Here is a 20247-nt window from a genome sequence, read left to right as displayed (position 1 = left end):
GTGACAAGATAAATAAAACTGTCAAATTAAGGCCCACCATACTCAGTTCCTACCGCCCTGGGCAATATTTCCGTAACAGGGTTAAGGTCGCTCCCCCTGCCGGCAGCAGGTAATTGCTTTACGGTTCCCGTTATGAGTTCTTTAACCTTTGCTGGCAATAAAGCTTGCTCCTGCTCCCTGGCGCGGTATTGTTCATAGATCCGCATGAAGTGCGCCCGTTCTACGCCCGGGTCCGTGCTAAGGCAAATATTTTTCCACCCCACGGTGTCAACGGCTTTTTTTATGGCTTCGTGGGAAAATTGCGGCGTGCCGTAGCTTCCCACGCGCTTGATTTCCCTGATAACCTCACCCCAGGCTTCCCCGGATTGGGGTAAAGCATCCTGGGTAGCGAATTTTAAGGCTTTAGTCCTCAGTTCGGCCACCGTTGGATAATACTGCGACTCTGCTATATGGGCCAAGGCCGCGGCTTCTCCTAACTTTGCAGGTATATCGGCCAGCATTTTGATATAAAGTTCCCCTGTTGCTTTTGGTAAATTAAAGTTCGGGTAGGCAGCAGAAAGTATTGCAAGTATTTTAATTGCTTCTTCCCTGGTCATGGATACTCGTCACTCCTTGCTAATTGTCTCAGCGTATCCCAGGCTTTGGGCTCTATGGCATCAGGGCTGGCTCTTAGGGGCATATCAGTACCTTGCCCGGGCTCTGCCCTGGCCCTGGGAGGGGATAGATAGTCCTCATAGGGCCTGGATGGCCCCAGGAAGGTTGAAGCGTGTTTTATAAACCGCTCATCAGTGCCATTCTGGCGGCAGTATTTGGCATAGTTTTGGGCAGCAGTTATCAAGTCATCTGGCTTGACACCTTCTTTAAGCCTGGCCCGCCAAGCTTTATAGGCAGCCCTTTTTTCTAGCTTGCGCGGATAAATAGCCCAGAAATTCTCAAATTCGGCTGTATAGGCTTCTTGTACTTTGCTTTTAGCGGGTTTATCGGTTTCCTCATGTGTCGGCGGCTGGACAGAAACCGCCGAAGCCGCAGGCGAAGGCGGATTTTCTCCCCCCTGCACCCCCCTAGATTCTTTTTCATCCCCTGGGGTTATTATCTCTGTATCAAGATCCATGTTAGTTTCTGAAGGAGAAGGAGTAGGAGAAAGAGAAGGAGAAGGAGAAGGTCCACTGAGTGGCATTTCTCGCCGCTCAATGGCACTTTGCGGCACTGAATTATAATCAGTGGCATTTTGCGGCATTGTGCGCTGTTCATTAATATTAGGCGGCGCTGGATATTGGGATTTATCCTCTCTTCTCTTAGCGGCAGGTATGTAAGTCTGGTACTTATAAAATGAGTTTTTGAAGGACAGATATTGCTTACCGTTAACCTGGTACAGGGTTATAAGCCCTACATCGGCTATAGCCTGTAGAGCATCCTGAATTTCTTTGGTTGTGACGTTGAAGGCAGGAAAGACTTGCAGCTTTATTTCCATGGGGTCCGCCGTAAATCTTCCCCAGTCGTCTGCATGGGGAATAAGCCAGGTGAAGGCCAGGACCGCGAAGGGTCCGGCCTTTTCTGCTAATGCAGCCACCCTGGTATCTGTAGAAATATCGGTAGATATATTCCTTTTCCTGGACATCTTGGCACCTCAAATAGTCTTTATTACCCTTCATCTTTGGAATGTGTAACTATGTCGCATGTATGCGAACAACTATAACTTTTTCCCAATCATAGTTATCAACGAGTTTACGAGCTTCCTCTTCGCTAATTTCGGATTCTGCTTCATCCAAGATTTCTTCCACCAACTCGTCAAAATCCTCAGATTTGATATAGATTCTTTCTCGGTTAATGTTTGACCAAATATACTCTATATCTGCTTTGCCCCAATCAGCTACCCAAGAATTAAAATCATCAGAAGGAACACACTCAGTATCTACCAATGGAACAATTCTTAACTCAGGATTAGCCTGTATTAGTTCCAGTAAATGTTTAATATTTTCTTGATGCGGTTTCACAATTTTGAACCCCCTATCTCAATAATTTGTTTATGTCACATTCTAAACAACATGCGCCAAATTACCATCTCGTCCTTATTCTAGGTGCCCAGTTCCTTCGTTTGATTTCGCCCTGCGGCCCGAGTAATATTACTCCCCCTTGCCGCATCTTTTCATATTCTCGTTCATATATAGCTAGTGCTTTTTCCTCGCTCTCCCCTTTAAATACCTCTCGCCAGCGATCACAAGATCGCCCACCGTGGCGTATTACGATAAATGTCATATTAGCCTCGCTCCTCATATCTGCCGCCCTGCCGCCAAGCGACTCCCGTTCCCACGTCGCCCTCCCTCCCCGTACCGAGGGCCAAGCCCGTCGCGGACATGGCAGCAGTCAGGTTATTCATCTTGGGTGCCGATTGGAGTCGAACTCCAGACGAACCGGCCAGCCAAATTCATTGTCTTTCCTGTTAATCAGTGGTATAATTAAAAAACAAGCCTTATTTTGCCTCCGCTACTTCGGGAGCTTTTTCTTTCTCGTTATTTTGGGCTCCATAAAGCTCCTTTTCTTTTTCATCAATGTATTTATCAAACATAGTTATAGCTTGCTTTATAGCCTTTTCTTTTCCGCTGTAACATTCATAAAGTAGCTGCCTAATTATTTCTCCTTTCTCTTCATCCTCTGATCGATAAACTAATTCAATCTTAAAAATGCAATCATGATGCTGTGTAACAGATATGGTCACCCAATCATAACCTAATATACATTCATCTCTATATAACTCCACTTCAATAAACTCTGGCTCAAACATTTTTCCTTCCCTTAGCTATTTCCCCGCTTTCTATTAAGTACCTCAATGCCACGGCCAGGGTTGTGGCGTCTACTTTATTATCAATGCCGATATATTCTTGAACGTCATAAAGGCTGCAATCGCCCGGGACCACGCCGCAACGCTGGAAATTAGGAATACTAACCAGATAGCCGCTATAAGTTTCAGCCAGGTAAACATCCATGCTGGTGGAACGCCCGCTGACCTCGAAATACTCACCGGCCATTAAGGTAATACGCACCGGCCACTTTTCTTTACCTCTCGTCGCCATAACGGTGGCGACATGCTCTTTCATGTTGGCCCGGCGAATATGCTCCAATGCTTCTGTCCTAAACCTTTCCCGCATTTCTTGAGTTAACATAATTCTGCTTCCCCCTTTTTAATTTGGAGCGATAATGTAAAAAAATATATAAGTAGAGGCCAGCAAGGTAATAATAGAAATAGCATCCAGGATGTAATCACGAATTTTCATTGTTTATCCCTCTAATCGACTGAATTTGATGCATTGTAGTGGTATTATTTTGTAGAGAGCTTCATTGAGCCGTCACCTTCATTGATTGATTCTGTTCTGGCCCCAGCAACAAACCCTCAGCTATCATCTGATCCAGGAAAACTTTTACCGCCGCATCCCAGTAGTGCGGATCGGGCGGGAGCTCCTGTACCACCTCCTCCCTCGTTGTGGAGATCTGGCTCCCTTCCCGTTTGGCGGTGACTTTAATCAGGTAGAGAGGCATGGTGTTCGCCTCCTTATTGGTTTACCGCCTCGGCAGGGGCGGGGTCTTCAGAGTTTCTGGACGAATTGTCCAAGTCATAGGTACAAAAAAGCTCATCAATGGTGCTTTCAAGAATATCCGCTATTGCTTTCGCAAGGTCTATAGTAGGATTACGAATGCCTTGTTCAATTTTATAGTAGAATGAGGCTGAAATATTGAGCCGGCGTGCCATTTCAGAAACTGGAATTTTCTTGGCTATACGCGCATCCCTAAGCACCTTTCGCATCTTCGATCACCTCCCGCCTGGACATTTCGTCCTATTGCTAAACTTATTATAATGGACGTTTCGTCCAAAGTCAATAACAATTTCCCCCTCCGTCCAAAATATTTTTTGACTGGACATTATGTGCTAAAATTATTTCAGCAGGAAATTTATAGTAGGTGAAGTCTGTGGCTAACTTTAAAGAACGCCTTAAAGAATTACGAGAAGAAAAACAGATTAGCCGTGATGAATTGGCTAAGGCTGTTAAATTATCATACTGGGCCATAGCTAAATACGAGACAGGCGAACGTACTCCCGACCCCGAAACCCTCCAGCGCCTCGCCGACTTTTTCGGCTGCAGCGTGGACTATCTTCTTGGCCGCACCGACGACCCCCATACCCCCGAACAAAAAATCGAAGCCGCTATATCCGACGACCCCGAGCTTATGGCCTTCTGGAAGGAACTGACCCATCGCCAAGACTTACAGCTTCTTTTTAAACAGGTCCGCCCACTGTCGCCTGCCGCTATAAAGAAAATCATTAAGGTAATAAAAGCCATAGAAGATGAAGAGGACGCCATGGAGTAGGGGTAACCGCCTTGACCAAAGACGAATTGCAAACTCTCCCTAAATATCAATTGGTCCGGGCGCTGTTAGATGGGACAATCCCTTTTGACGAAATAATGCGGGCCTTTGGTATATTTACCGGCCAGGAGGATCTTCCCGGGGAAATATATGCTATGGTTTATTATTGCCGGCGAGGTCATTATCATATTATTTTCAATAATAGCCTGGCGCCAGAAGCCAAAGAAAAAGTGCTTTTTCATGAGGTTCACCACATTATTGAAACGATGCCCAAAGGGATGTACATAGTAGGCATAGATTGCCAGCATCTTGGGTTTGAGCAGGATGCTGATTTGTTTGTGAGGGAAATAGCTGCAGGATTTGAGGCGGGGAAATAAAAATAGATAGCAAGAAAATTAAAAAGAGGACATGCCAATGGGACAAATAATCACTTTTAAAATGATCATGCAATTACTATGGATTATATTGGAATTATCGGCTATACCTTTAATGCTCCTTATTATTAAGTATTTTATTGAATACCTAATAGACACCATTAGATATAACAGGTTAAAAAGCACTGGAATATTAGAGATAGATCAAATGTCTGGCCGCGACTTCGAGATCCGTTTAAAGATTTTATTTAATCACCTGGGTTATAAGGTTGAATTAAAACGCGGGTATAAAGATCACGGGGCGGATCTTATTCTTATTGGCTCTGGAGGTGCCAGGGTAGCGGTACAAGCAAAAAAATTGTCTAACAGAAATGGAAGAGTAGGGGCTAAAGTAATAGGAGAAGCTTTAAGGGGTAAGCAGTATTATAATTGTCATTATGCCATGATAATTACTAACCAGTATTTTACGGAACAGGCGATAGAAGAAGCCAAAAAGACAGGAGTAACCCTTATGGATAGAAATGCCTTGCTAAAATACCTGGAAAAAGAGAAGGGTGTTTCTGCATGAAAGCCGTCTTATATGCCAGGTTTTCAAGTAATAAATGCTGATTTGTTTGTGAGGGAAGTGGCGGCGGTGTTTGAGGTAGGAAGGTAATTATTATTAAAAAGATATTAGGGGAGGAACCTTTTTGCCATCGGAAAATCGTGAGGTTATCCGGGTATTTTGTGATGAAAGCCGGCAGACAAAAGCCAGGTATATGATACTCGCTGGCATTTGGGTACCTCAAAAATATATACCTGAATATGAAGATGCCTGCCACACATTCCGAGAAAATTATGGGTTACAAAATTCCCACCTAAAATGGACCAGAGTACGAAAACAAAAATTCAAAGAATACCAGGGTTTTGTAGATATATTTTTTGATTTCTTTAACCAACACAAAGTAGCCTTTAAAAGTATCGTCATTGATACAGTAAAATATCCCCTCGATGCCCCTATAAATAAAAAAGACGCCGAACTCGGCTTTTACAAATTTTATTACCAACTATTGCTTCATGGCATTATAGTTAAACACAATTATATAATCACTTTAGCCGATAGACCAAACGAAAAATCCACCAGGCTATCTGCTTTGCAAATTGTTCTTAATAGAGGTTTACGCAAGATGCATGGCTTAGATAAAAGCATAGAAGTAGTAAAAAACATTGAAGCAAAGCCAGCAAAAGCCTCTAATTTAATCCAAATAGCAGATATATTAATGGGCGCTATAGGTTATCATTACCATGATTTTCATCTTGTGCCCAATGCTTCTGATGCCAAAGTTAATTTAGCAAATTATATAGCAAGGCGCTTAGGATGGTCCGATCTAAAAATACGCACTATGCCCAATCACTTATTTAACATCTGGCTATTTAATGCAAAAAAATAAGAGGCGTCCTACTTCCTATTCGAAAATCGAATAACCATATGGTATAAACCATAGGCTTCGGAAGCAGTGACGCCATCTTCTCTTTTTTATTATTCCCTTATCTTAATTGTACTATACCTAAAATAAATACTCAAAGTCCAATAAATAACGTTACGTTACATATTCTTGATAACGCTTGCTTGTATCACCTGTATTGCTTTTATGCGTAGTAAATCTATTGGGGGTAATAAACTTTAATGAAAGCCGTGGCCTATGCTCGTTTCTCTTCTGACAACCAGCGCGAAGAAAGCATCACCGCCCAACTCCGAGCTATCCGGGACTACGCCCAGCAAAAAGGCTATACCATCATAAAAGAATATACCGACGAAGCCCGCTCGGCCACGACCGATGACCGGCCCGCCTTCTTGCAAATGATCCGCGATATAACTTCCGGTCTCCTGCAGGTAGAGGTGGTCCTGGTCCACAAGCTGGATCGTTTTGCCCGGAACCGGTATGACAGCGCCTTTTACCGGCGGGAATTAAAGAAAAATGGGGTACGGCTAGAAAGTGTCCTGGAGCCCCTGGACGACAGCCCGGAATCCGTCATCCTGGAAAGTGTCCTGGAAGGTATGGCCGAATACTATTCAAAGAACCTGGCCAGAGAGGCCCGGAAAGGCATGAAGGAAAACGCCTATGAGTGCAAGCATAACGGCGGCCTGCCTCCCCTGGGTTATGACGTTGACCCCCAAACGAAAAAATACGTTATCAACGATAAGGAAGCCGAAGCAGTCAGGCTTATTTTCCAGCGAGTGCTGGAGGGGGTAAGCTATACCGCCCTGGCCGAAGAATTAAACCTCAAAGGATACCAAACTAAAGCCGGCCGGCCTTTTAACAAAAACTCCTTTACCGAGATTCTTGCTAACGAGAAATATAAAGGCGTTTATATATGGGACCGTTCCAGGGCGAAGGTGGCCGGCAAGCGGAATAACCATGAAAGCAAACCCGAAGAGGAAATCATAAAGATACCTGGAGGTGTGCCGGCAATCGTGGAGGAAGAAGTTTTTGACGCCGTCCAAAAAAAGCGGGCGGCTAGGAAATATAAAGGGGCCGCAAATAAAGCAAAATTAGACTATCTCCTGTCCGGGAAAATATTCTGCGGCCTCTGCAAAAGCCCTTATGTCGGCGATCCGGGTACTACCGGGAAAAAACTTCGCCAGCCTACTTATAAATGCAGCCGGCGAAAAAGGGAAAAGGACTGCAGAAATAAGTCTATAGGGAAAAAGGCTATTGAGGCTTACGTCATCCAGGAGATAAAGGACCGGATTTTAAGCGACAGGGCCATCCCGATCCTGGCCTCTAGAATAGAAGAGCAATATAAGACAACCATTGATAAGTCCCGGAGGGAGATAGATGGTATTACCAAAGAAATAATTGACACCCAGAAAAAGATGGACAACCTTATCGCTGCTATTGAAAGTGGCGCTGTGGGTCTGGATTTAATCGGACAGAAACTACGGGAACATAAAAATAGGCTGGCAAGGCTGGAGGCCCTGAAAGCCGACCTGGAACAAAAACTTTCCCTCCCCGCTTTTAGCCAGGAAATGATAATTAGATATCTGAAGCTTGAACGCAAAAAAGCCTCGCAACCTGAGGGTTACAAGGCTTTAATAGATCGCTATTTGGATAAAGTTGTTGTTTATCCAGAAGAAATCCAGGTCGTCTTAAAGATTGACCTGAACGGGGATATGAGTGGTGGAGGCGGGGGGAGTCGAACCCCCGTCCGAAGGTGCACCCACAGTAGCTTCTACCAGGATAGTTTCCGTTTTGCTTCTCGCCATCGGGCCTCCCGGAAACCGGATGCCCTCAGGCCAGCCTGATTAGGATTTCCCTTGAGGCCCCCAGGCCGGGGCCTTGCCGGTAGCCTGCTAGATTTGACACCCGCTACTGGTCCCCGCAGGCCGGGACCAGGCGGATGGGCCGCTTTAAATTAAGCAGCCAGAGCTAAATTATCTTCGGCACTTATAGCCTTTCCACCGTTTAACGAGCAGGTGGGATCTCGCCTGGCTACTACTGCCAATGCTACCCCCGTCGAAACCATTACGCCCCCATGTTAAAACTTCTGCCGTTCACGCAAGGCTTTAGCGATTTCCCGCTGGGCATCGCGGGCGGCGATATCTTCCCTTTTGTCGTAGAGGCGCTTGCCTTTGGCCAGGGCCAGCTCAACCTTGGCCCGGCCGCGTTCATTGAAATATACCTTTAACGGTATCAGGGTCAAACCCTTTTCCCGGATCTTGCCGTACAGGCGTTGGATCTCGTAACGGTGCATGAGCAGGCGCCGCGGCCGGCGCGGTTCGTGGTTAAAACGGTTCCCCTGTTCATAGGGGCTAATGTGCATATCATGGAGAATCAGCTCGCCATTTTCGACCCGGGCGTAGCTATCCTTGATATTGGCCTTACCGCTGCGCAGGGATTTAACTTCAGTACCGGTAAGGGCAATACCTGCTTCATACGTCTCTAAGATAAAATAATCGTGACGGGCACGACGGTTGTCCGTCACAATTTTTACCTGGCGGCCCATCGATGTCACTCCTGCTCTCCCGCCTGTTTATTATAACACACCAAACAGGGGTAACTCAAGGGGCCGCCCAGTTTCTACCTAATCTTGCAGCTGCAGACGTTCTTTCACCATAGCTGTAATTTCATCCGCCGTCCTGCCTGCAGCTTCAATTACCGGTACCTTTGCTTTTATATCTTCCATACCCATAAAGTTGGTTGTCTGCCCGCTAACAACGACGGCCCCGTAGCCCTGCAAGCGGGACGGCGTCAGGTCGGTCATATCCACCCGCTCGACCTCGAGTCCGTTTTCTGCCAGGTGATCGCCAATAGCGCTTAGATCCTTTTCCACTGCTACCCGCCGGGGCATAACCCTGCCTCCTTTGCTAGAAAGAGTAATATCTATGGCTATTATAAACGGCCCCGGGGGGCTTTATTCCGTTTACGCCGGTTCTGGCCGCAAATTTTACTCCCGGTCTTGCTCCCCACCGGGACAGTTTCCTTTCTTCGCGATTTAACCTTCCGCCGGCCTTTCATTGCGGCTACCGGCCCGCGCCCGGTCTCTACCGCAGCTTCCGGTTTGACCAGCTCAAAATCCACCTGCCGGGCCTCAACGTTGGCCCTCGCCACCACCACTTCTACCGGCTGGCCGATGCGGAATACCCTGCCGGTGTGCTCGCCTACCAGGGCCAGCTGGTCTTCCTGATAATGGTAATAATCGTCAGTCAGGGTAGATACATGGACCAGGCCTTCGACGGTATTTTCCAATTCCACAAAGAAGCCATAGGGTACCACACCGCTGATAACTCCGGGAAAGGTCGCTCCCACATGGCGTTCCATATACTGGACCTTCTTCAAATCCAGGGCTTCCCGCTCGGCTTCCTCAGCCACCTTTTCCCTTTCCGAAGCCCGGGCCGCAGCCAGGGCCACAAAGGCGTCGAGTTTCGCCATGCGGTCCGCCGTTAAACCTGCCGGGGACCAGGTCTCCCGCAAAATGCGGTGCACAACCAGGTCCGGGTAGCGGCGGATGGGCGAGGTAAAATGGCAGTAGTAAGGCGAGGCCAGGCCAAAGTGTCCCAGGCACTGGCCGGCGTAACGGGCGTGCATCATGGAACGCAGCATGACGGTACTGATGACCCGCTCCTCCGGCCGCCCTTTGACGTTAAGGAGGATTTCCTGGAAAGCGCGGGGTTTAACGCGCCCATCCCGCCCGGGCCTGATCTGCAGCCCAAAGAAGGCCAGAAACTTATTCAGTTCTTCCATCTTATCCGGCGCCGGTTCCTCGTGGACGCGGTAAACGGCAGGAACGGCCAGCTCGTACAGGTGCCGGGCCACCACTTCATTGGCGGCGATCATAAATTCTTCAATAATTCCTTCGGCCACCGAACGCCGGCGCGGGATAACGGCCACCGGCAGGCCCTGATCGTCAAGTTCCACTCTGGCCTCCGGGAAATCAAAATCAATAGCCCCCCGTTTCTCCCGCCGCTGCCGCAAAATTGCCGCCAGCCTGGCCATGAGCCGGAAATCCGGCACCAGTTCCCGGTAACGCTCCAGCAGTTCCGGATCGCCGTCTTCCAGGATGCGCCGGACAGCGTCGTAGGTCATGCGCTCGCGCACGCGGATAATTGAAGGGAAAAGCTCGTAACTTTTTACTGTACCCCGCGGCGTGATCGTCATCAGGGCCGTTACGGCCAGGCGGTCTTCCCCGGCATTTAACGAACAGAGGTCATTGGATAACCGGGGCGGCAGCATGGGGATAACCCGGTCCACAAAGTAGACGCTCGTGCCCCGGTTGAAGGCCTCCCGGTCCAGGGCACTGCCTTCCCGGACGTAGAAGCTGACGTCGGCAATATGTACTCCCAGGAGGTAATTACCATCGGGTAAAAGCTCCACGGACACGGCGTCATCCAGATCGCGGGCATCAGCACCGTCAATGGTTACCAGACGCCATTCCCGCAGGTCCCGGCGCCCGGCCAGCTCCGGGGGGCCGAACCCTTTGCTTAAGCCTTCGGCTTCGCGTAAAACCTCAGGGGGAAACTCCGACTCCAGGTCGTACTTTTTGATAATGCTTAAAACGTCCACTCCCGGCCGGCCCGCCTGGCCCAGGATTTCCACCACCCGGCCCTCGGGATTGCGCCGGGCCTCCGGCCAGCGGGTAATTTCCACGACGACTTTATCCTTTTCCCTGGCACCCTGAGAATTACCGGGAGGAATAAGGATATCCTGGTTTAAACGGGCATCATCGGGCACTACAAAGCTCAAATGACCGGCAGCGGTAAAGGTTCCCACTACTCGCTTGTTGGCCCGCTGCAGGACGCGGATGATTTCTCCCTCCTGCCGGCGCCCCGTGGTCCCGGGCAAAATTCTGGCCAGAACGAAATCCCCGTGCATGGCCCCGTTGAGATTAAGGGCGCTGATATAAACATCGGCCTGCTCCTTTTCCCGGGGCACGACAAAGGCGTAACCTTTTGTTGAAGCCTGGAGGAGGCCGCTGACCAGGCCCATCTTTTCCGGCAGGCCGTATTTATCCTTGCGGGTGCGAACAATATAACCCTCCTGTTCCAGGGAATGGAGCAATTCCCGGAAGGCTTCCTCATCGTCCGCTCCCAGGGCGGCCATGAGCTCCGCCGCCGTCATAGGCCGGTAAGAACGGGTACGCATGAGGGACAATAATTCTTCTTTGTCCATACAGGCTTCCTTTCCCCATGTTTCCTGGACGGGATATATCCCTCGCTATATTATTTCCTGCTGCACCGGTAAAAAGATACCCGGATGCTTTCCGGGTATCCTGTCTAAAGGCCCAGTTCGCCGGCAATTTCCTTCATGGCTTCCAGGCCGATATGCATGAAGTCTTCCAGGGAGAGACCAAGCTCGCTGCAGGCGGCTATAGTCTCCCGGCTGGCCCCGCGGGCAAAGGATTTCTCATGGTAACGGTTAAGTAAGAAAGGAACGTCCACGATGGCCAGTTTCTTTTCGGGGCGAATGAGGGCCGCGGCTACAATCAAGCCCGTCAGGGGGTCGGTAGCATACAGGGCCTTGCTCATCAAGTCCGTCCTGGGCAGGCCGTGGCGCTCGTTATGAGCCTTAACGGCGTAAACCACCTCTTCAGGCAAACCTTCCCGGGCCAGCATTTCCGCCCCCACCAGGCTGTGCCGGTCGGGATCGTCCTTGGTGCTTTCATAGTCGATATCATGGAGCAAACCGGCCAGGCCCCATTTTTCCTCATCCTCGCCAAAGTGCCGCGCCAGGGCGCGCATTACTGCCTCCACGGCGAGTGCGTGCTTGCGCAGGTTTATATTTTTTACGTGCTTTTCCATTAGTTGCAGTGCTTCCTGCCGGATCATTGAAACATCAACCTCCATGAAAAAAATTGGGCGCCGCCGCCCATACAGTTTCATTTCACCAAGGAATGTACCCGGCAAAACAAGCCTCATGCATGTTGGGGAAAAAATTTAACCGACCCCGGGTGATTGCCAATTAAATAACCGAAAGGAGCAAAGTCAATACCAGGAACAAACCGGCCAGGACTGCTGAAACCTTGTTGAGAAAGGTATCGAGACCCTTCTTCTTGCCAAAAATAGCTTCCGCGCCGCCGGCAATGGCACCGGAAATACCGGCACTGCGACCGGATTGTAAAAGGACCGTAGCGATCAGTCCCAGGGCTACCAGTATATCAATAATCAGGATAATGGTATGCAGCAACAACTTCACCTCCCTGCTGCGCTGCCGTGACGTCATAATTTTAACAAATAATCGCCCGGTTAAGCAAGGAAAAACGTAAATCTTACCGCGCGACCAAAACCTCAACCTGCGAGCCGGAAAACCCAACAAATCATGGTAAAATAGACTGTGAAAGCATTTGGGGATTTGGTGTATACATGATACAATATCCTCAGAGGGGGGAGGGACGATGCTCCAGGAGGTTTATAGCAACAGTGGGAAAGATGTCTTCGATGGACAAAAGGTTATGGTGGCGCTTCCCCAAAGTAAAATTATACCGTGTGAAATGACAGAATGTATATACTGCTTAGACAACAACTGCTGCGGCCGCATTTACCCGCCACGCAACGGGGATGGTTATTGTAAAGACTTTGTATCCATTAATGACTAGTGCCGGGAGGCACTTTTTTTATGCCATCCGGGCGGTTACCCCCTTCAAAGGTAAATATGTTAAAATAATGCTGTAGCGTGTTACCACTGTACCAGAAAGGAAAACTAGCAGAGTGGAACTAATAAAAATTCACGGCCATACCTACTATATCCCCGGCGCCACCAATGCAGGCGTGTATAGTACTAAAAGCGGTTACTGCCTGTTGATAGATTCGGGAATCAACAATACCATTGCCCATAAAATCAAGGACGCCCTGGCGGCCAGCGGCCTCAAACCCAAATATCTCCTGACCACCCACGGCCACGCCGACCATTACGGCGCCCACCGGCTGTTAAAGGAATTTTATCCCGGCCTGAAAATCCTGGCTTCCCCCGGGGAAAAAATATTTATGGAAGATAACCTGCTGGGAGTAAAAACCCTGTACGGCGCTCAGCCTTTGGCGGAAATTAAAATCCCTCTTTTATTCGCCCGGCCGGTGGAGGTCGACGGTACCATCGATCCCGGTCCTTTGAAGCTCCTGGACCAGCGCCTCCAGGCCATCGCCACCCCGGGGCACACCGCCGGCCACCTGGCTTTCCTGACCCCCGATGGTGTCCTTTTCAGCGGCGACGCTGTCTTTCATCCGGCCATCCTGGCCAAATATCCTTTGCCCTACCTGCAGGACATCAAGGCCCAGCTGACCACCCTGGAGTGTCTCACCGGCCTGGAGATTAAGTATTTACTGCCGGCCCACAGCCCGGAGGTTATTGCCGACCCGGCCCCCGTCCTGGCAGAAAACCGCCGGCAAATCAGCGCCTGCCTGGACCTGATTACCGAACTCCTGGCCCGCCCCCTGACCCGGGAAGACCTGCTGGCAGAGCTGGCCGTCCAGGTGAATATCCCTATGGACATTCCCCAGTACTTCCTCAACCTGACCAGCGTGTCGGCATTTTTAAGCTATCTAAAGGACCAGGGCCGGGTTGCCTGCACCCTGGAAAAGGGGAGGCTTTACTTTTACACCCTTTAAACCCCGGCCAGTAATTCCTTCAACATCCTGGCGTTGGTTACCGCCTGGGAGTGGTAGTGGTTGTTAAAGGCGACAAAGACCTGATGAGCCCGGCCGGCCAGGTAAGTTATGCCCGGCAGCCATTCTTTTAATTCATCAGGAGTGTAAAGGTAGTCATAGCGCTCATAAGCTTCCTCATGATGCCACCACTTTGCCGCGTTACGACCGTGAAAACGGACGTAGGCCACTGCTGCCGTACAGCGGACCACCGGCCCCACCAATCCCGGCAGGGCCGGTTCATCGACACAGGTATAGGCCAGTTCGTGACGCTGTAAGAAATCCCAGACGGCGTCATTCACCCAGCTGTTGTGGCGAAATTCCACCACCAGGGGGACGTCGGGCAAAAGTTCTTTCAGCCTGGTTAAATGCTCGCGGTTGGCCTGGTTATTGCGGAAAGAAAAGGGGAACTGGAGCAGGACGGCCCCCAGCTGGCCTCGGTCCACCAGGGGCTGGAGGGCCTGGCGTAACTGCCGGCTGTCGCCGGCCAGGCTATCACCCCGCTCATGGGTCAGGGTACGATAGGCTTTCACGGCAAAAATAAACCCGTCCGGCACCTTGCGGGCCATTTGCTCCAGGTTCTGGGGCCGCGGCAGGACATAAAAGGAGGAATTGACCTCGGTAAAGTTGAATTCCCGGGCGTAATAAGGCAGCATATCTTTCGCCGCCAGCCCCGGCGGGTAAAAGAAGCCCCGCCAGTCGCGGTAGCTGTAACCCGAGGTGCCGATATATATTTGGTATGCCGCTACTTTTTTGGCCGCCATGTTTCAATTTCCGCCCATAATAAGTAAATAATTCCGCCTGCCAGGGCTATTTTAGCCCAGGCAGCAATGCCGGGAGCCGTATAGCCGAGCATAGAACGGAATAGATCATTACTCCAGGATGATACTCCCGAACCGAAGATAGCGGCCGCCAGGTAGTGAATCCCATGGAGAAAAGCGGCAATAGCCAGTAAGCTTATACCCGCAGTACGTTTGGACAATAGTTTCTCTCCCCTATGATTTTAATTACCCTTGCTACCATCTACCATTTTAACACCCTCTCCCCCGCCGGAACAATATTGGCAGGGGAAATATTCAGCAGCCCGGTACTTGACAGCCGCTCTTGTGGTAAACTAAAGAAAACCCGACTACAGGTGATAATCATGCAGCGCCTCTTAATTTTTCACCCGCAACAGGGACTCAGGGAAAATCCGCCCCCCGGTTTCCGGCCCCGGCAGGGTGAGGAGTTTACCTGGCTGGACCTGGTACAGCCGACCCCGGCGGAACTGGACCGTTTGACGGAGTTCTTCCATTTTCACCCTCTGGCCATAGAAGACTGCCGCCACCCCCATTACCGTCCTGGAATCGCCCAGTATGATGAATATGCCTTCCTCACCCTGCGTTGTGTGAAGGCCGGCCAGCGCTCCCTGACGGCAGCTCTCAATGTCTTCCTGGGTCCCAGGTTTATCGTTACCGTCCACCAGGAAGAACTGGAATTCGTGACCAAACTCTGGCACCAGTACCGCCAGGACCCGCAGCTTTTCCAGAAGGGCACCGACTTTATCCTTTACAGCCTGCTCGAACCCCTGACGGAAACCTTTTTTACCTTTTTTGACCGCACTGAAGGCAAAATCGAATACCTGGAGGAGGAAGTCTTCCGCCGTCCCACCCGGCAGATTCTCAATCAAGTCTTTACCCTGAGGCGCCAGGCGATTAAGCTGCGCAAAATTCTTGGCGCCCAGCGGGATATTTTGAACCTCCTGGCCTATCCCGAGTTCAAGCTGGTAAAGCCGGAAAACCGGGTCTTTTTCCTGGATATCTACAACGAAATGCTGCGCCTGATCGACCAGGTGGAAACCTTCCATGACCTGGCCAGCTCCACCCTGGAAATCTACCTTTCCCTGACCTCCAACCGCCTCAATGAAATCATGAAGGTCCTGACGGTGATCACCACAATCATGATGCCTTTAACCCTCATCGCAGGCATCTACGGCATGAATTTCCGCTACATGCCGGAACTGGAATGGCGCTACGGTTATTTTACCGTCCTGGGGGTCATGGCTATGCTGGCCGGGGTAATGCTCTTTTTCTTCCGGCGCAAGGGCTGGTTCTAAGGTAAGTTTACCCATAAAAGTTAAAACCCGGTATTTCCGGGTTTTTATTACTGGTACCAGTTATCGGTTTCTATGCCAGTTCCAAAATTCTTCCTGGGGAACCTCGAGATATTTTAATATTTTAGCTAATTTTTGCGGAGTTACACGTTTACTGGGGTGATGATGCACCGTAAAACTATTACCTTTACGATTTTTTCCTATGATGATCGGTGAACCTTCGCCACGTAAACTAAGGCTAAAATGCTTCAGTAAGTTGACGAGCTGTTTGTAGGTAAGTTCTGGTAAGGAAGCTATTTAAACCACCTCCACCAGAACTCTTTTTTTACCCGGGCCGGTAATCTCTTCGCCATAATGTTTTAGCAACTCGGCTATAGCCGCCTTTAAATTATTTAGTGCTTCCTGTTCGGTATCGCCGCTGGCGGTAGCTCGCAATTCATCACAATAAGCAAGGTATTCATCCCCGGTTTTCTCAATGACACAAAAAACCTGCATCCACCATCACCTCACCCATATTATACATCATCAATTAGCGCTTATCCAGTTATCTTGTGAAATCGGATATATTAAACCCCGGTCATGGTTTACCATGCCGGGGTTTCTTTTCTTAAAAGAGGTTACTTCTTCAGGTTGTAGAAGGCCTTCAGGCCCGGGTAGAGGGCGGCGGCGTCCAGCTCTTCTTCTATGCGCAGGAGCTGGTTGTACTTGGCCACCCGGTCGGTGCGGGAGGGGGCGCCGGTCTTGATCTGGCCGGCGTTTACGGCCACCACAATGTCGGCGATGGTGGTATCTTCCGTTTCCCCGGAACGGTGGGAGACAACGGCCGTGTAGCCGGCTTTCTTCGCCATCTCAATGGCTTCCAGGGTTTCCGTCAGGGTACCGATCTGGTTGACCTTGATGAGTATGGCATTGGCCGCACCCATCTCTATGCCGCGGCGCAGGCGTTCCGTATTGGTAACAAAGAGGTCGTCGCCCACCAGCTGGACTTTATGGCCCAGGCGTTTGGTAAGCTCCTGCCAGCCCTCCCAGTCGTCTTCGGCCAGGCCGTCTTCGATGGAGATAATGGGGTACTTCTCTACCAGATCGGCCCAGAATTCGATCATCTCCTCGCTGGTGCGGGTGACGCCTTCGCCGGCAAAGACGTATTTGCCGTCCCGGTAAAGCTCCGTGGAAGCCGGGTCCAGGGCAATAAAGCAGTCTTTACCCGGCTCATAGCCGGCTTTGGTTATGGCTTCCAGGATGACTTCGATAGCTTCCACATTGGAACGCAAATTGGGGGCAAAGCCGCCTTCATCGCCGACAGCCGTACCCAGCCCTTTAGCCTTCAATACGGCCTTCAGGCTGTGGAAGACCTCGGCGCCCATGCGCAGGGCCCCGGCAAAGTCGCCGGCGCCGGCGGGCATGACCATAAACTCCTGGATGTCGACGTTGTTATCGGCGTGCTTGCCGCCGTTTAAAATGTTCATCATGGGCACCGGCAGGGTATGGGCGTTGACCCCGCCCAGGTAACGGTACAGGGGCAGACCCAGGGCATCGGCTGCCGCTTTGGCCACGGCCAGGGAAACCCCGAGTATGGCGTTGGCCCCCAGCTTGCTCTTGTTGGGCGTACCGTCCAGCTCGATGAGCTGCCGGTCCACTTCCCGCTGGTCCAGGGCATCCATGCCCACCAGTTCCGGGGCGATGATGGCATTGACGTTGTTGACGGCGTCCAGGACGCCTTTACCAAAGTAGCGCTTTTCGTCTTTATCCCGGAGCTCTACGGCTTCATAGGCCCCCGTGGAAGCTCCCGAGGGCACGGCCGCCCGGCCCCACCCGCCGCCTTCCAGGAATACCTCCACCTCTACTGTGGGGTTACCGCGGGAGTCGAGGATCTCCCGGGCGTAGATATCGTTGATAATGGTGGTCACTAAGAAACACCTCCGTATTTACTCGCTTTTTCTATCAAACTTTTCCCCGTCATCTCCGCCGGCTGGGGCAGCCCCAGGATGTCCAGTACCGTTGGGGCCACGTCCTCCAGAGCCCCTTCCCTTAAGGCAGCGCCCCGGTAGCCAGCATCGACCAGGATAAAGGGTACGAGATTGCTGGTGTGGGCCGTATGGGGCTCACCGTTAGGTTCCCGCATCTCTTCGGCGTTGCCGTGGTCGGCCGTAACCAGAAGGGGCGCCCGGCGTTCCTCCATGGCCGCGGCAATGCGGCCGAGACACTCGTCCACCGTTTCCACGGCAGCAACGGCCGCCGCCAGGTCGCCGGTATGGCCGACCATGTCGGGATTGGCAAAGTTCAAAACGATAAAGTCATATTTGTCCAGGCGTTCCAGGACGGCGTCCGTAACTTCCCGGGCGCTCATGGAAGGCTTTTGATCATAGGTGGCCACTTTGGGCGAAGGAATGAGCAAGCGGTCCTCGCCGGGGAAGGGTTCTTCCACGCCGCCGTTAAAGAAAAAGGTGACGTGGGCGTACTTTTCCGTCTCGGCAATGCGCAGCTGCTTCAACCCGTTATTGGCTATGACCTCGCCCAGGACGTTGGTCAAAACCTGGGGCGGGAAGGCTACCGGCGCCGGGATGGTGACGTCGTACTGGGTGAGGCAGACAAAATCGATATCCAGGCGCCCGCCGGGACGGTCAAAGGGCTCGAACTCCCTGTCCACAAAGGCCCGGGTCAGCTGCCGCGCCCGGTCGGCGCGGAAGTTAAAGAAAATCACGCTGTCTTTGTCCCGGACCAGCGCCACGGGCCGGCCGGCGCGGGTGATTATGGAAGGTTCAACGAATTCATCGGTAATGTCCCGGTCATAGGAAGACTGGATGGCCGCCCCTGCCGAAGGGAAGCGATGCCCTTCTCCCACTACCAGGGCCCGGTAGGCCTTTTCCGTCCGCTCCCAGCGCCGGTCTCGGTCCATGGCATAGTAACGGCCCATGATGCTGGCGATAGCCCCTATGCCCCGCTGCCGGCACTCCGCCTCCACCTGCTCCAGATAGCCGGCGGCACTGGCCGGGGGCACATCGCGGCCGTCCAGGAAGGCGTGGATGTAGACTTGCTCCAGTCCCTCCCTTTGGGCCAGTTCCAGGAGGGCATACATGTGCTCCAGGTGGCTGTGGACGCCGCCGTCGGAGACCAGGCCCATCAGGTGCAGGGCACCGCCCCGTTCCTTCGCCGCCCGCACGGCCTTGAGGAGCACTTCATTGGTAAAAAAGGAACCGTCGCGGATGGCCCGGCTTATGCGGGTTAATTCCTGGTAGACAATGCGGCCGGCGCCGATATTCAGGTGGCCTACTTCGGAATTGCCCATCTGGCCTGCCGGCAGGCCCACGGCTTCCCCGGAAGCCTGGAGGCGGGTATGGGGGTATTCGGCCAGCAGGCGGCGGTAATTGGGTAAACGGCCCCGGCTGATGGCATTCCCTTCGCCCGGATGACCCAGGCCAAATCCGTCGAGGATCATTAACATTAAAGGACGATTAACATTTACCAAGATAGCTTCTCCTGTTCCCTGCTTTTATTGGGGAGATACGGGATAAGCGGCGCTGCTGGCACCGCCCGGTCCCCCCTCTACCGGCTAGTGTTCCTTGTAGTTGACTATGGCCGCAAAGGATATAGCATCAAGGCTGGCGCCCCCTACCAGGGCACCGTCAATATCCGGCTGGGCCATGAGTTCGGCAATATTTTCCGGCTTGACGCTGCCGCCGTACTGGATGCGGGTGGCCTGCGCCTTTTCGCCATACATGGCGCTTAAAGTCTCCCGGATAAAGGCGATGACCTCCTGGGCGTCGGCTGCGGTAGCCGTCCGGCCGGTGCCAATGGCCCAAACGGGTTCATAGGCCACCACCAGGGTTGCCACTTGTTCCGCCGCCAGCTCCTTTAAACCCTCCTGGACCTGACGGCGGACCACGTCCAGAGTCTTACCGGCTTCCCTTTCAGCCAGGGTTTCGCCGACGCAGACGATGGGGACCAGCCCGTGGCGCAGGGCGGCATGGAGCTTTTTATTGACGGTGGCATCAGTCTCGCCAAAGTACTGGCGGCGTTCGGAATGGCCGATAATAACATAACGGCAGCCGAGGTCTTTCAGCATAGGGGCGGATACTTCCCCGGTATAAGCACCCTCGTCTTCCCAGAAAAGGTCCTGGGCACCGACAGAGATATTGGAACCGGCGGCAGCATTGACTGTTGCCGCTATGGCCGTGAAGGGCGGGCAGACGACCACTTCCACGTCGGTGGCTCCTACCAGGGGCCTTAGCAGGGTAACCAGCTCCCTGGCCTTTTCAGTCGTATTGTGCATCTTCCAGTTGCCGGCAATAATCGGTCGGCGCAAGCTA

Annotated in this window: 24 protein-coding genes, 1 other RNA gene and 1 pseudogene; 7 read left to right on the top strand and 19 right to left on the bottom strand. The window is 51.7% G+C overall.

Features of this window, described 5'->3' with window-relative positions; translation table 11 throughout:
* Window positions 1-26: 26 nt before the first annotated feature.
* The 7 genes from MCACP_RS01500 to MCACP_RS01470 form a co-directional block, all read right to left on the bottom strand.
* Complete coding sequence (locus MCACP_RS01500) at window positions 27-596, bottom strand: replicative helicase loader/inhibitor (RefSeq protein WP_406677638.1); 570 nt, start codon at window positions 594-596, stop codon at window positions 27-29.
* Window positions 593-1618, bottom strand: a complete 1026-nt coding sequence (locus tag MCACP_RS01495) for a hypothetical protein (RefSeq protein WP_406677636.1) — start codon at window positions 1616-1618, stop codon at window positions 593-595. Before MCACP_RS01495 ends, MCACP_RS01500 begins: the two co-directional genes overlap by 4 nt.
* Before the next feature lie 49 nt (window positions 1619-1667).
* Window positions 1668-1994 (bottom strand): hypothetical protein, encoded by a 327-nt coding sequence (locus MCACP_RS01490; protein ID WP_406677635.1) that lies wholly within the window; start codon window positions 1992-1994, stop codon window positions 1668-1670.
* Between the two features lie 476 nt (window positions 1995-2470).
* A complete protein-coding gene (locus MCACP_RS01485) occupies window positions 2471-2782 on the bottom strand; it encodes a hypothetical protein (protein ID WP_406677634.1) in 312 nt (103 codons plus the stop codon).
* Window positions 2775-3161 carry a hypothetical protein gene (locus tag MCACP_RS01480; protein ID WP_406677633.1) on the bottom strand — a complete coding sequence of 129 codons (387 nt, stop codon included), beginning with the start codon at window positions 3159-3161 and terminating at the stop codon, window positions 2775-2777. Before MCACP_RS01480 ends, MCACP_RS01485 begins: the two co-directional genes overlap by 8 nt.
* Before the next feature lie 172 nt (window positions 3162-3333).
* Window positions 3334-3534: a hypothetical protein gene (locus tag MCACP_RS01475; protein ID WP_406677632.1), complete on the bottom strand. Its 201-nt coding sequence runs from the start codon at window positions 3532-3534 to the stop codon at window positions 3334-3336.
* A gap of 13 nt (window positions 3535-3547) precedes the next feature.
* Window positions 3548-3799, bottom strand: coding sequence for a helix-turn-helix domain-containing protein (locus tag MCACP_RS01470; RefSeq protein ID WP_406677631.1), 252 nt, complete (start codon window positions 3797-3799; stop codon window positions 3548-3550).
* A 155-nt stretch (window positions 3800-3954) separates the two neighbouring features.
* Here MCACP_RS01470 and MCACP_RS01465 point away from each other — a divergent pair, with 155 nt between their 5' ends.
* From MCACP_RS01465 to MCACP_RS01445, 5 genes and pseudogenes are all read left to right on the top strand, one after another.
* Window positions 3955-4362: a helix-turn-helix domain-containing protein gene (locus MCACP_RS01465; RefSeq protein WP_406677630.1), complete on the top strand. Its 408-nt coding sequence runs from the start codon at window positions 3955-3957 to the stop codon at window positions 4360-4362.
* A gap of 11 nt (window positions 4363-4373) precedes the next feature.
* Window positions 4374-4736: a hypothetical protein gene (locus MCACP_RS01460; protein WP_406677629.1), complete on the top strand. Its 363-nt coding sequence runs from the start codon at window positions 4374-4376 to the stop codon at window positions 4734-4736.
* A gap of 37 nt (window positions 4737-4773) precedes the next feature.
* Window positions 4774-5301 carry a restriction endonuclease gene (locus MCACP_RS01455; protein WP_406677628.1) on the top strand — a complete coding sequence of 176 codons (528 nt, stop codon included), beginning with the start codon at window positions 4774-4776 and terminating at the stop codon, window positions 5299-5301.
* 121 nt (window positions 5302-5422) lie between these two features.
* Window positions 5423-6163, top strand: a complete 741-nt coding sequence (locus tag MCACP_RS01450; protein WP_406677627.1) for a DUF3800 domain-containing protein — start codon at window positions 5423-5425, stop codon at window positions 6161-6163.
* Between the two features lie 236 nt (window positions 6164-6399).
* A pseudogene (locus tag MCACP_RS01445) lies at window positions 6400-7446 on the top strand (recombinase family protein); the annotation flags it as partial.
* A 446-nt stretch (window positions 7447-7892) separates the two neighbouring features.
* Here the strand turns inward: MCACP_RS01445 and ssrA are convergent.
* The 6 genes from ssrA to secG form a co-directional block, all read right to left on the bottom strand.
* Window positions 7893-8249: a transfer-messenger RNA gene (ssrA, locus tag MCACP_RS01440) on the bottom strand.
* 3 nt (window positions 8250-8252) lie between these two features.
* Window positions 8253-8720 carry an SsrA-binding protein SmpB gene (smpB, locus tag MCACP_RS01435; protein ID WP_406677626.1) on the bottom strand — a complete coding sequence of 156 codons (468 nt, stop codon included), beginning with the start codon at window positions 8718-8720 and terminating at the stop codon, window positions 8253-8255.
* Window positions 8721-8798: 78 nt separating this feature from the next.
* Window positions 8799-9065 carry a YkuS family protein gene (locus MCACP_RS01430; RefSeq protein WP_406677625.1) on the bottom strand — a complete coding sequence of 89 codons (267 nt, stop codon included), beginning with the start codon at window positions 9063-9065 and terminating at the stop codon, window positions 8799-8801.
* A gap of 41 nt (window positions 9066-9106) precedes the next feature.
* On the bottom strand, window positions 9107-11383 hold the full coding sequence (gene rnr, locus MCACP_RS01425) for a ribonuclease R (protein WP_406677624.1): 2277 nt from the start codon (window positions 11381-11383) through the stop codon (window positions 9107-9109).
* 104 nt (window positions 11384-11487) lie between these two features.
* Window positions 11488-12039, bottom strand: a complete 552-nt coding sequence (locus MCACP_RS01420) for an HDIG domain-containing metalloprotein (RefSeq protein ID WP_406677623.1) — start codon at window positions 12037-12039, stop codon at window positions 11488-11490.
* Window positions 12040-12172: 133 nt separating this feature from the next.
* Entirely contained in the window at window positions 12173-12397 is a 225-nt protein-coding gene (secG, locus tag MCACP_RS01415) for a preprotein translocase subunit SecG (RefSeq protein ID WP_406677622.1), read from the bottom strand.
* A gap of 521 nt (window positions 12398-12918) precedes the next feature.
* On the opposite strand from secG, the gene MCACP_RS01410 reads away from it, so the two are divergent.
* Window positions 12919-13812: an MBL fold metallo-hydrolase gene (locus tag MCACP_RS01410; protein WP_406677621.1), complete on the top strand. Its 894-nt coding sequence runs from the start codon at window positions 12919-12921 to the stop codon at window positions 13810-13812.
* Here MCACP_RS01410 and MCACP_RS01405 read toward each other — a convergent pair.
* Window positions 13809-14612: a DUF72 domain-containing protein gene (locus MCACP_RS01405; RefSeq protein WP_406677620.1), complete on the bottom strand. Its 804-nt coding sequence runs from the start codon at window positions 14610-14612 to the stop codon at window positions 13809-13811. The two genes, MCACP_RS01410 and MCACP_RS01405, sit on opposite strands and share 4 nt — an antisense overlap.
* Window positions 14594-14830: a hypothetical protein gene (locus tag MCACP_RS01400; protein WP_406677619.1), complete on the bottom strand. Its 237-nt coding sequence runs from the start codon at window positions 14828-14830 to the stop codon at window positions 14594-14596. Before MCACP_RS01400 ends, MCACP_RS01405 begins: the two co-directional genes overlap by 19 nt.
* A 15-nt stretch (window positions 14831-14845) precedes the next feature.
* On the opposite strand from MCACP_RS01400, the gene corA reads away from it, so the two are divergent.
* Entirely contained in the window at window positions 14846-15943 is a 1098-nt protein-coding gene (gene corA, locus MCACP_RS01395) for a magnesium/cobalt transporter CorA (RefSeq protein WP_406677618.1), read from the top strand.
* Between the two features lie 294 nt (window positions 15944-16237).
* On the opposite strand, the gene MCACP_RS01390 is transcribed toward corA, so the two are convergent.
* From MCACP_RS01390 to tpiA, 4 genes are all read right to left on the bottom strand, one after another.
* Complete coding sequence (locus MCACP_RS01390; RefSeq protein ID WP_406677617.1) at window positions 16238-16435, bottom strand: type II toxin-antitoxin system HicB family antitoxin; 198 nt, start codon at window positions 16433-16435, stop codon at window positions 16238-16240.
* Window positions 16436-16557: 122 nt separating this feature from the next.
* Complete coding sequence (gene eno, locus MCACP_RS01385) at window positions 16558-17847, bottom strand: phosphopyruvate hydratase (protein WP_406677616.1); 1290 nt, start codon at window positions 17845-17847, stop codon at window positions 16558-16560.
* Window positions 17847-19382, bottom strand: a complete 1536-nt coding sequence (gpmI, locus tag MCACP_RS01380; protein ID WP_406678649.1) for a 2,3-bisphosphoglycerate-independent phosphoglycerate mutase — start codon at window positions 19380-19382, stop codon at window positions 17847-17849. The genes eno and gpmI overlap by 1 nt, the downstream gene beginning before the upstream one ends.
* Before the next feature lie 108 nt (window positions 19383-19490).
* Window positions 19491-20243, bottom strand: coding sequence for a triose-phosphate isomerase (gene tpiA / locus MCACP_RS01375; protein ID WP_406677615.1), 753 nt, complete (start codon window positions 20241-20243; stop codon window positions 19491-19493).
* Window positions 20244-20247 lie beyond the last annotated feature (4 nt).

The sequence above is a fragment of the Neomoorella carbonis genome, from assembly GCF_045278715.1.
GTDB lineage: Bacteria > Bacillota > DSM-521 > Neomoorellales > Neomoorellaceae > Neomoorella > Neomoorella carbonis.
The sequence above is the reverse complement of the archived record's forward strand: the minus strand, read 5'-3'. Positions and strand labels throughout refer to the sequence as shown.

Bases quoted from the DNA above. Each gene is read 5' to 3' on its own strand.
- MCACP_RS01500 (WP_406677638.1), bottom strand. From the start codon at position 596: ATGACCAGGGAAGAAGCAATTAAAATACTTGCAATACTTTCTGCTGCC.
- MCACP_RS01495 (WP_406677636.1), bottom strand. From the start codon at position 1,618: ATGTCCAGGAAAAGGAATATATCTACCGATATTTCTACAGATACCAGG.
- MCACP_RS01485 (WP_406677634.1), bottom strand. From the start codon at position 2,782: ATGTTTGAGCCAGAGTTTATTGAAGTGGAGTTATATAGAGATGAATGT.
- MCACP_RS01480 (WP_406677633.1), bottom strand. From the start codon at position 3,161: ATGTTAACTCAAGAAATGCGGGAAAGGTTTAGGACAGAAGCATTGGAG.
- MCACP_RS01475 (WP_406677632.1), bottom strand. From the start codon at position 3,534: ATGCCTCTCTACCTGATTAAAGTCACCGCCAAACGGGAAGGGAGCCAG.
- MCACP_RS01470 (WP_406677631.1), bottom strand. From the start codon at position 3,799: ATGCGAAAGGTGCTTAGGGATGCGCGTATAGCCAAGAAAATTCCAGTT.
- MCACP_RS01455 (WP_406677628.1), top strand. From the start codon at position 4,774: ATGGGACAAATAATCACTTTTAAAATGATCATGCAATTACTATGGATT.
- smpB (WP_406677626.1), bottom strand. From the start codon at position 8,720: ATGGGCCGCCAGGTAAAAATTGTGACGGACAACCGTCGTGCCCGTCAC.
- MCACP_RS01430 (WP_406677625.1), bottom strand. From the start codon at position 9,065: ATGCCCCGGCGGGTAGCAGTGGAAAAGGATCTAAGCGCTATTGGCGAT.
- rnr (WP_406677624.1), bottom strand. From the start codon at position 11,383: ATGGACAAAGAAGAATTATTGTCCCTCATGCGTACCCGTTCTTACCGG.
- MCACP_RS01420 (WP_406677623.1), bottom strand. From the start codon at position 12,039: ATGATCCGGCAGGAAGCACTGCAACTAATGGAAAAGCACGTAAAAAAT.
- MCACP_RS01405 (WP_406677620.1), bottom strand. From the start codon at position 14,612: ATGGCGGCCAAAAAAGTAGCGGCATACCAAATATATATCGGCACCTCG.
- corA (WP_406677618.1), top strand. From the start codon at position 14,846: ATGATTTTAATTACCCTTGCTACCATCTACCATTTTAACACCCTCTCC.
- MCACP_RS01390 (WP_406677617.1), bottom strand. From the start codon at position 16,435: ATGCAGGTTTTTTGTGTCATTGAGAAAACCGGGGATGAATACCTTGCT.
- gpmI (WP_406678649.1), bottom strand. From the start codon at position 19,382: ATGTTAATGATCCTCGACGGATTTGGCCTGGGTCATCCGGGCGAAGGG.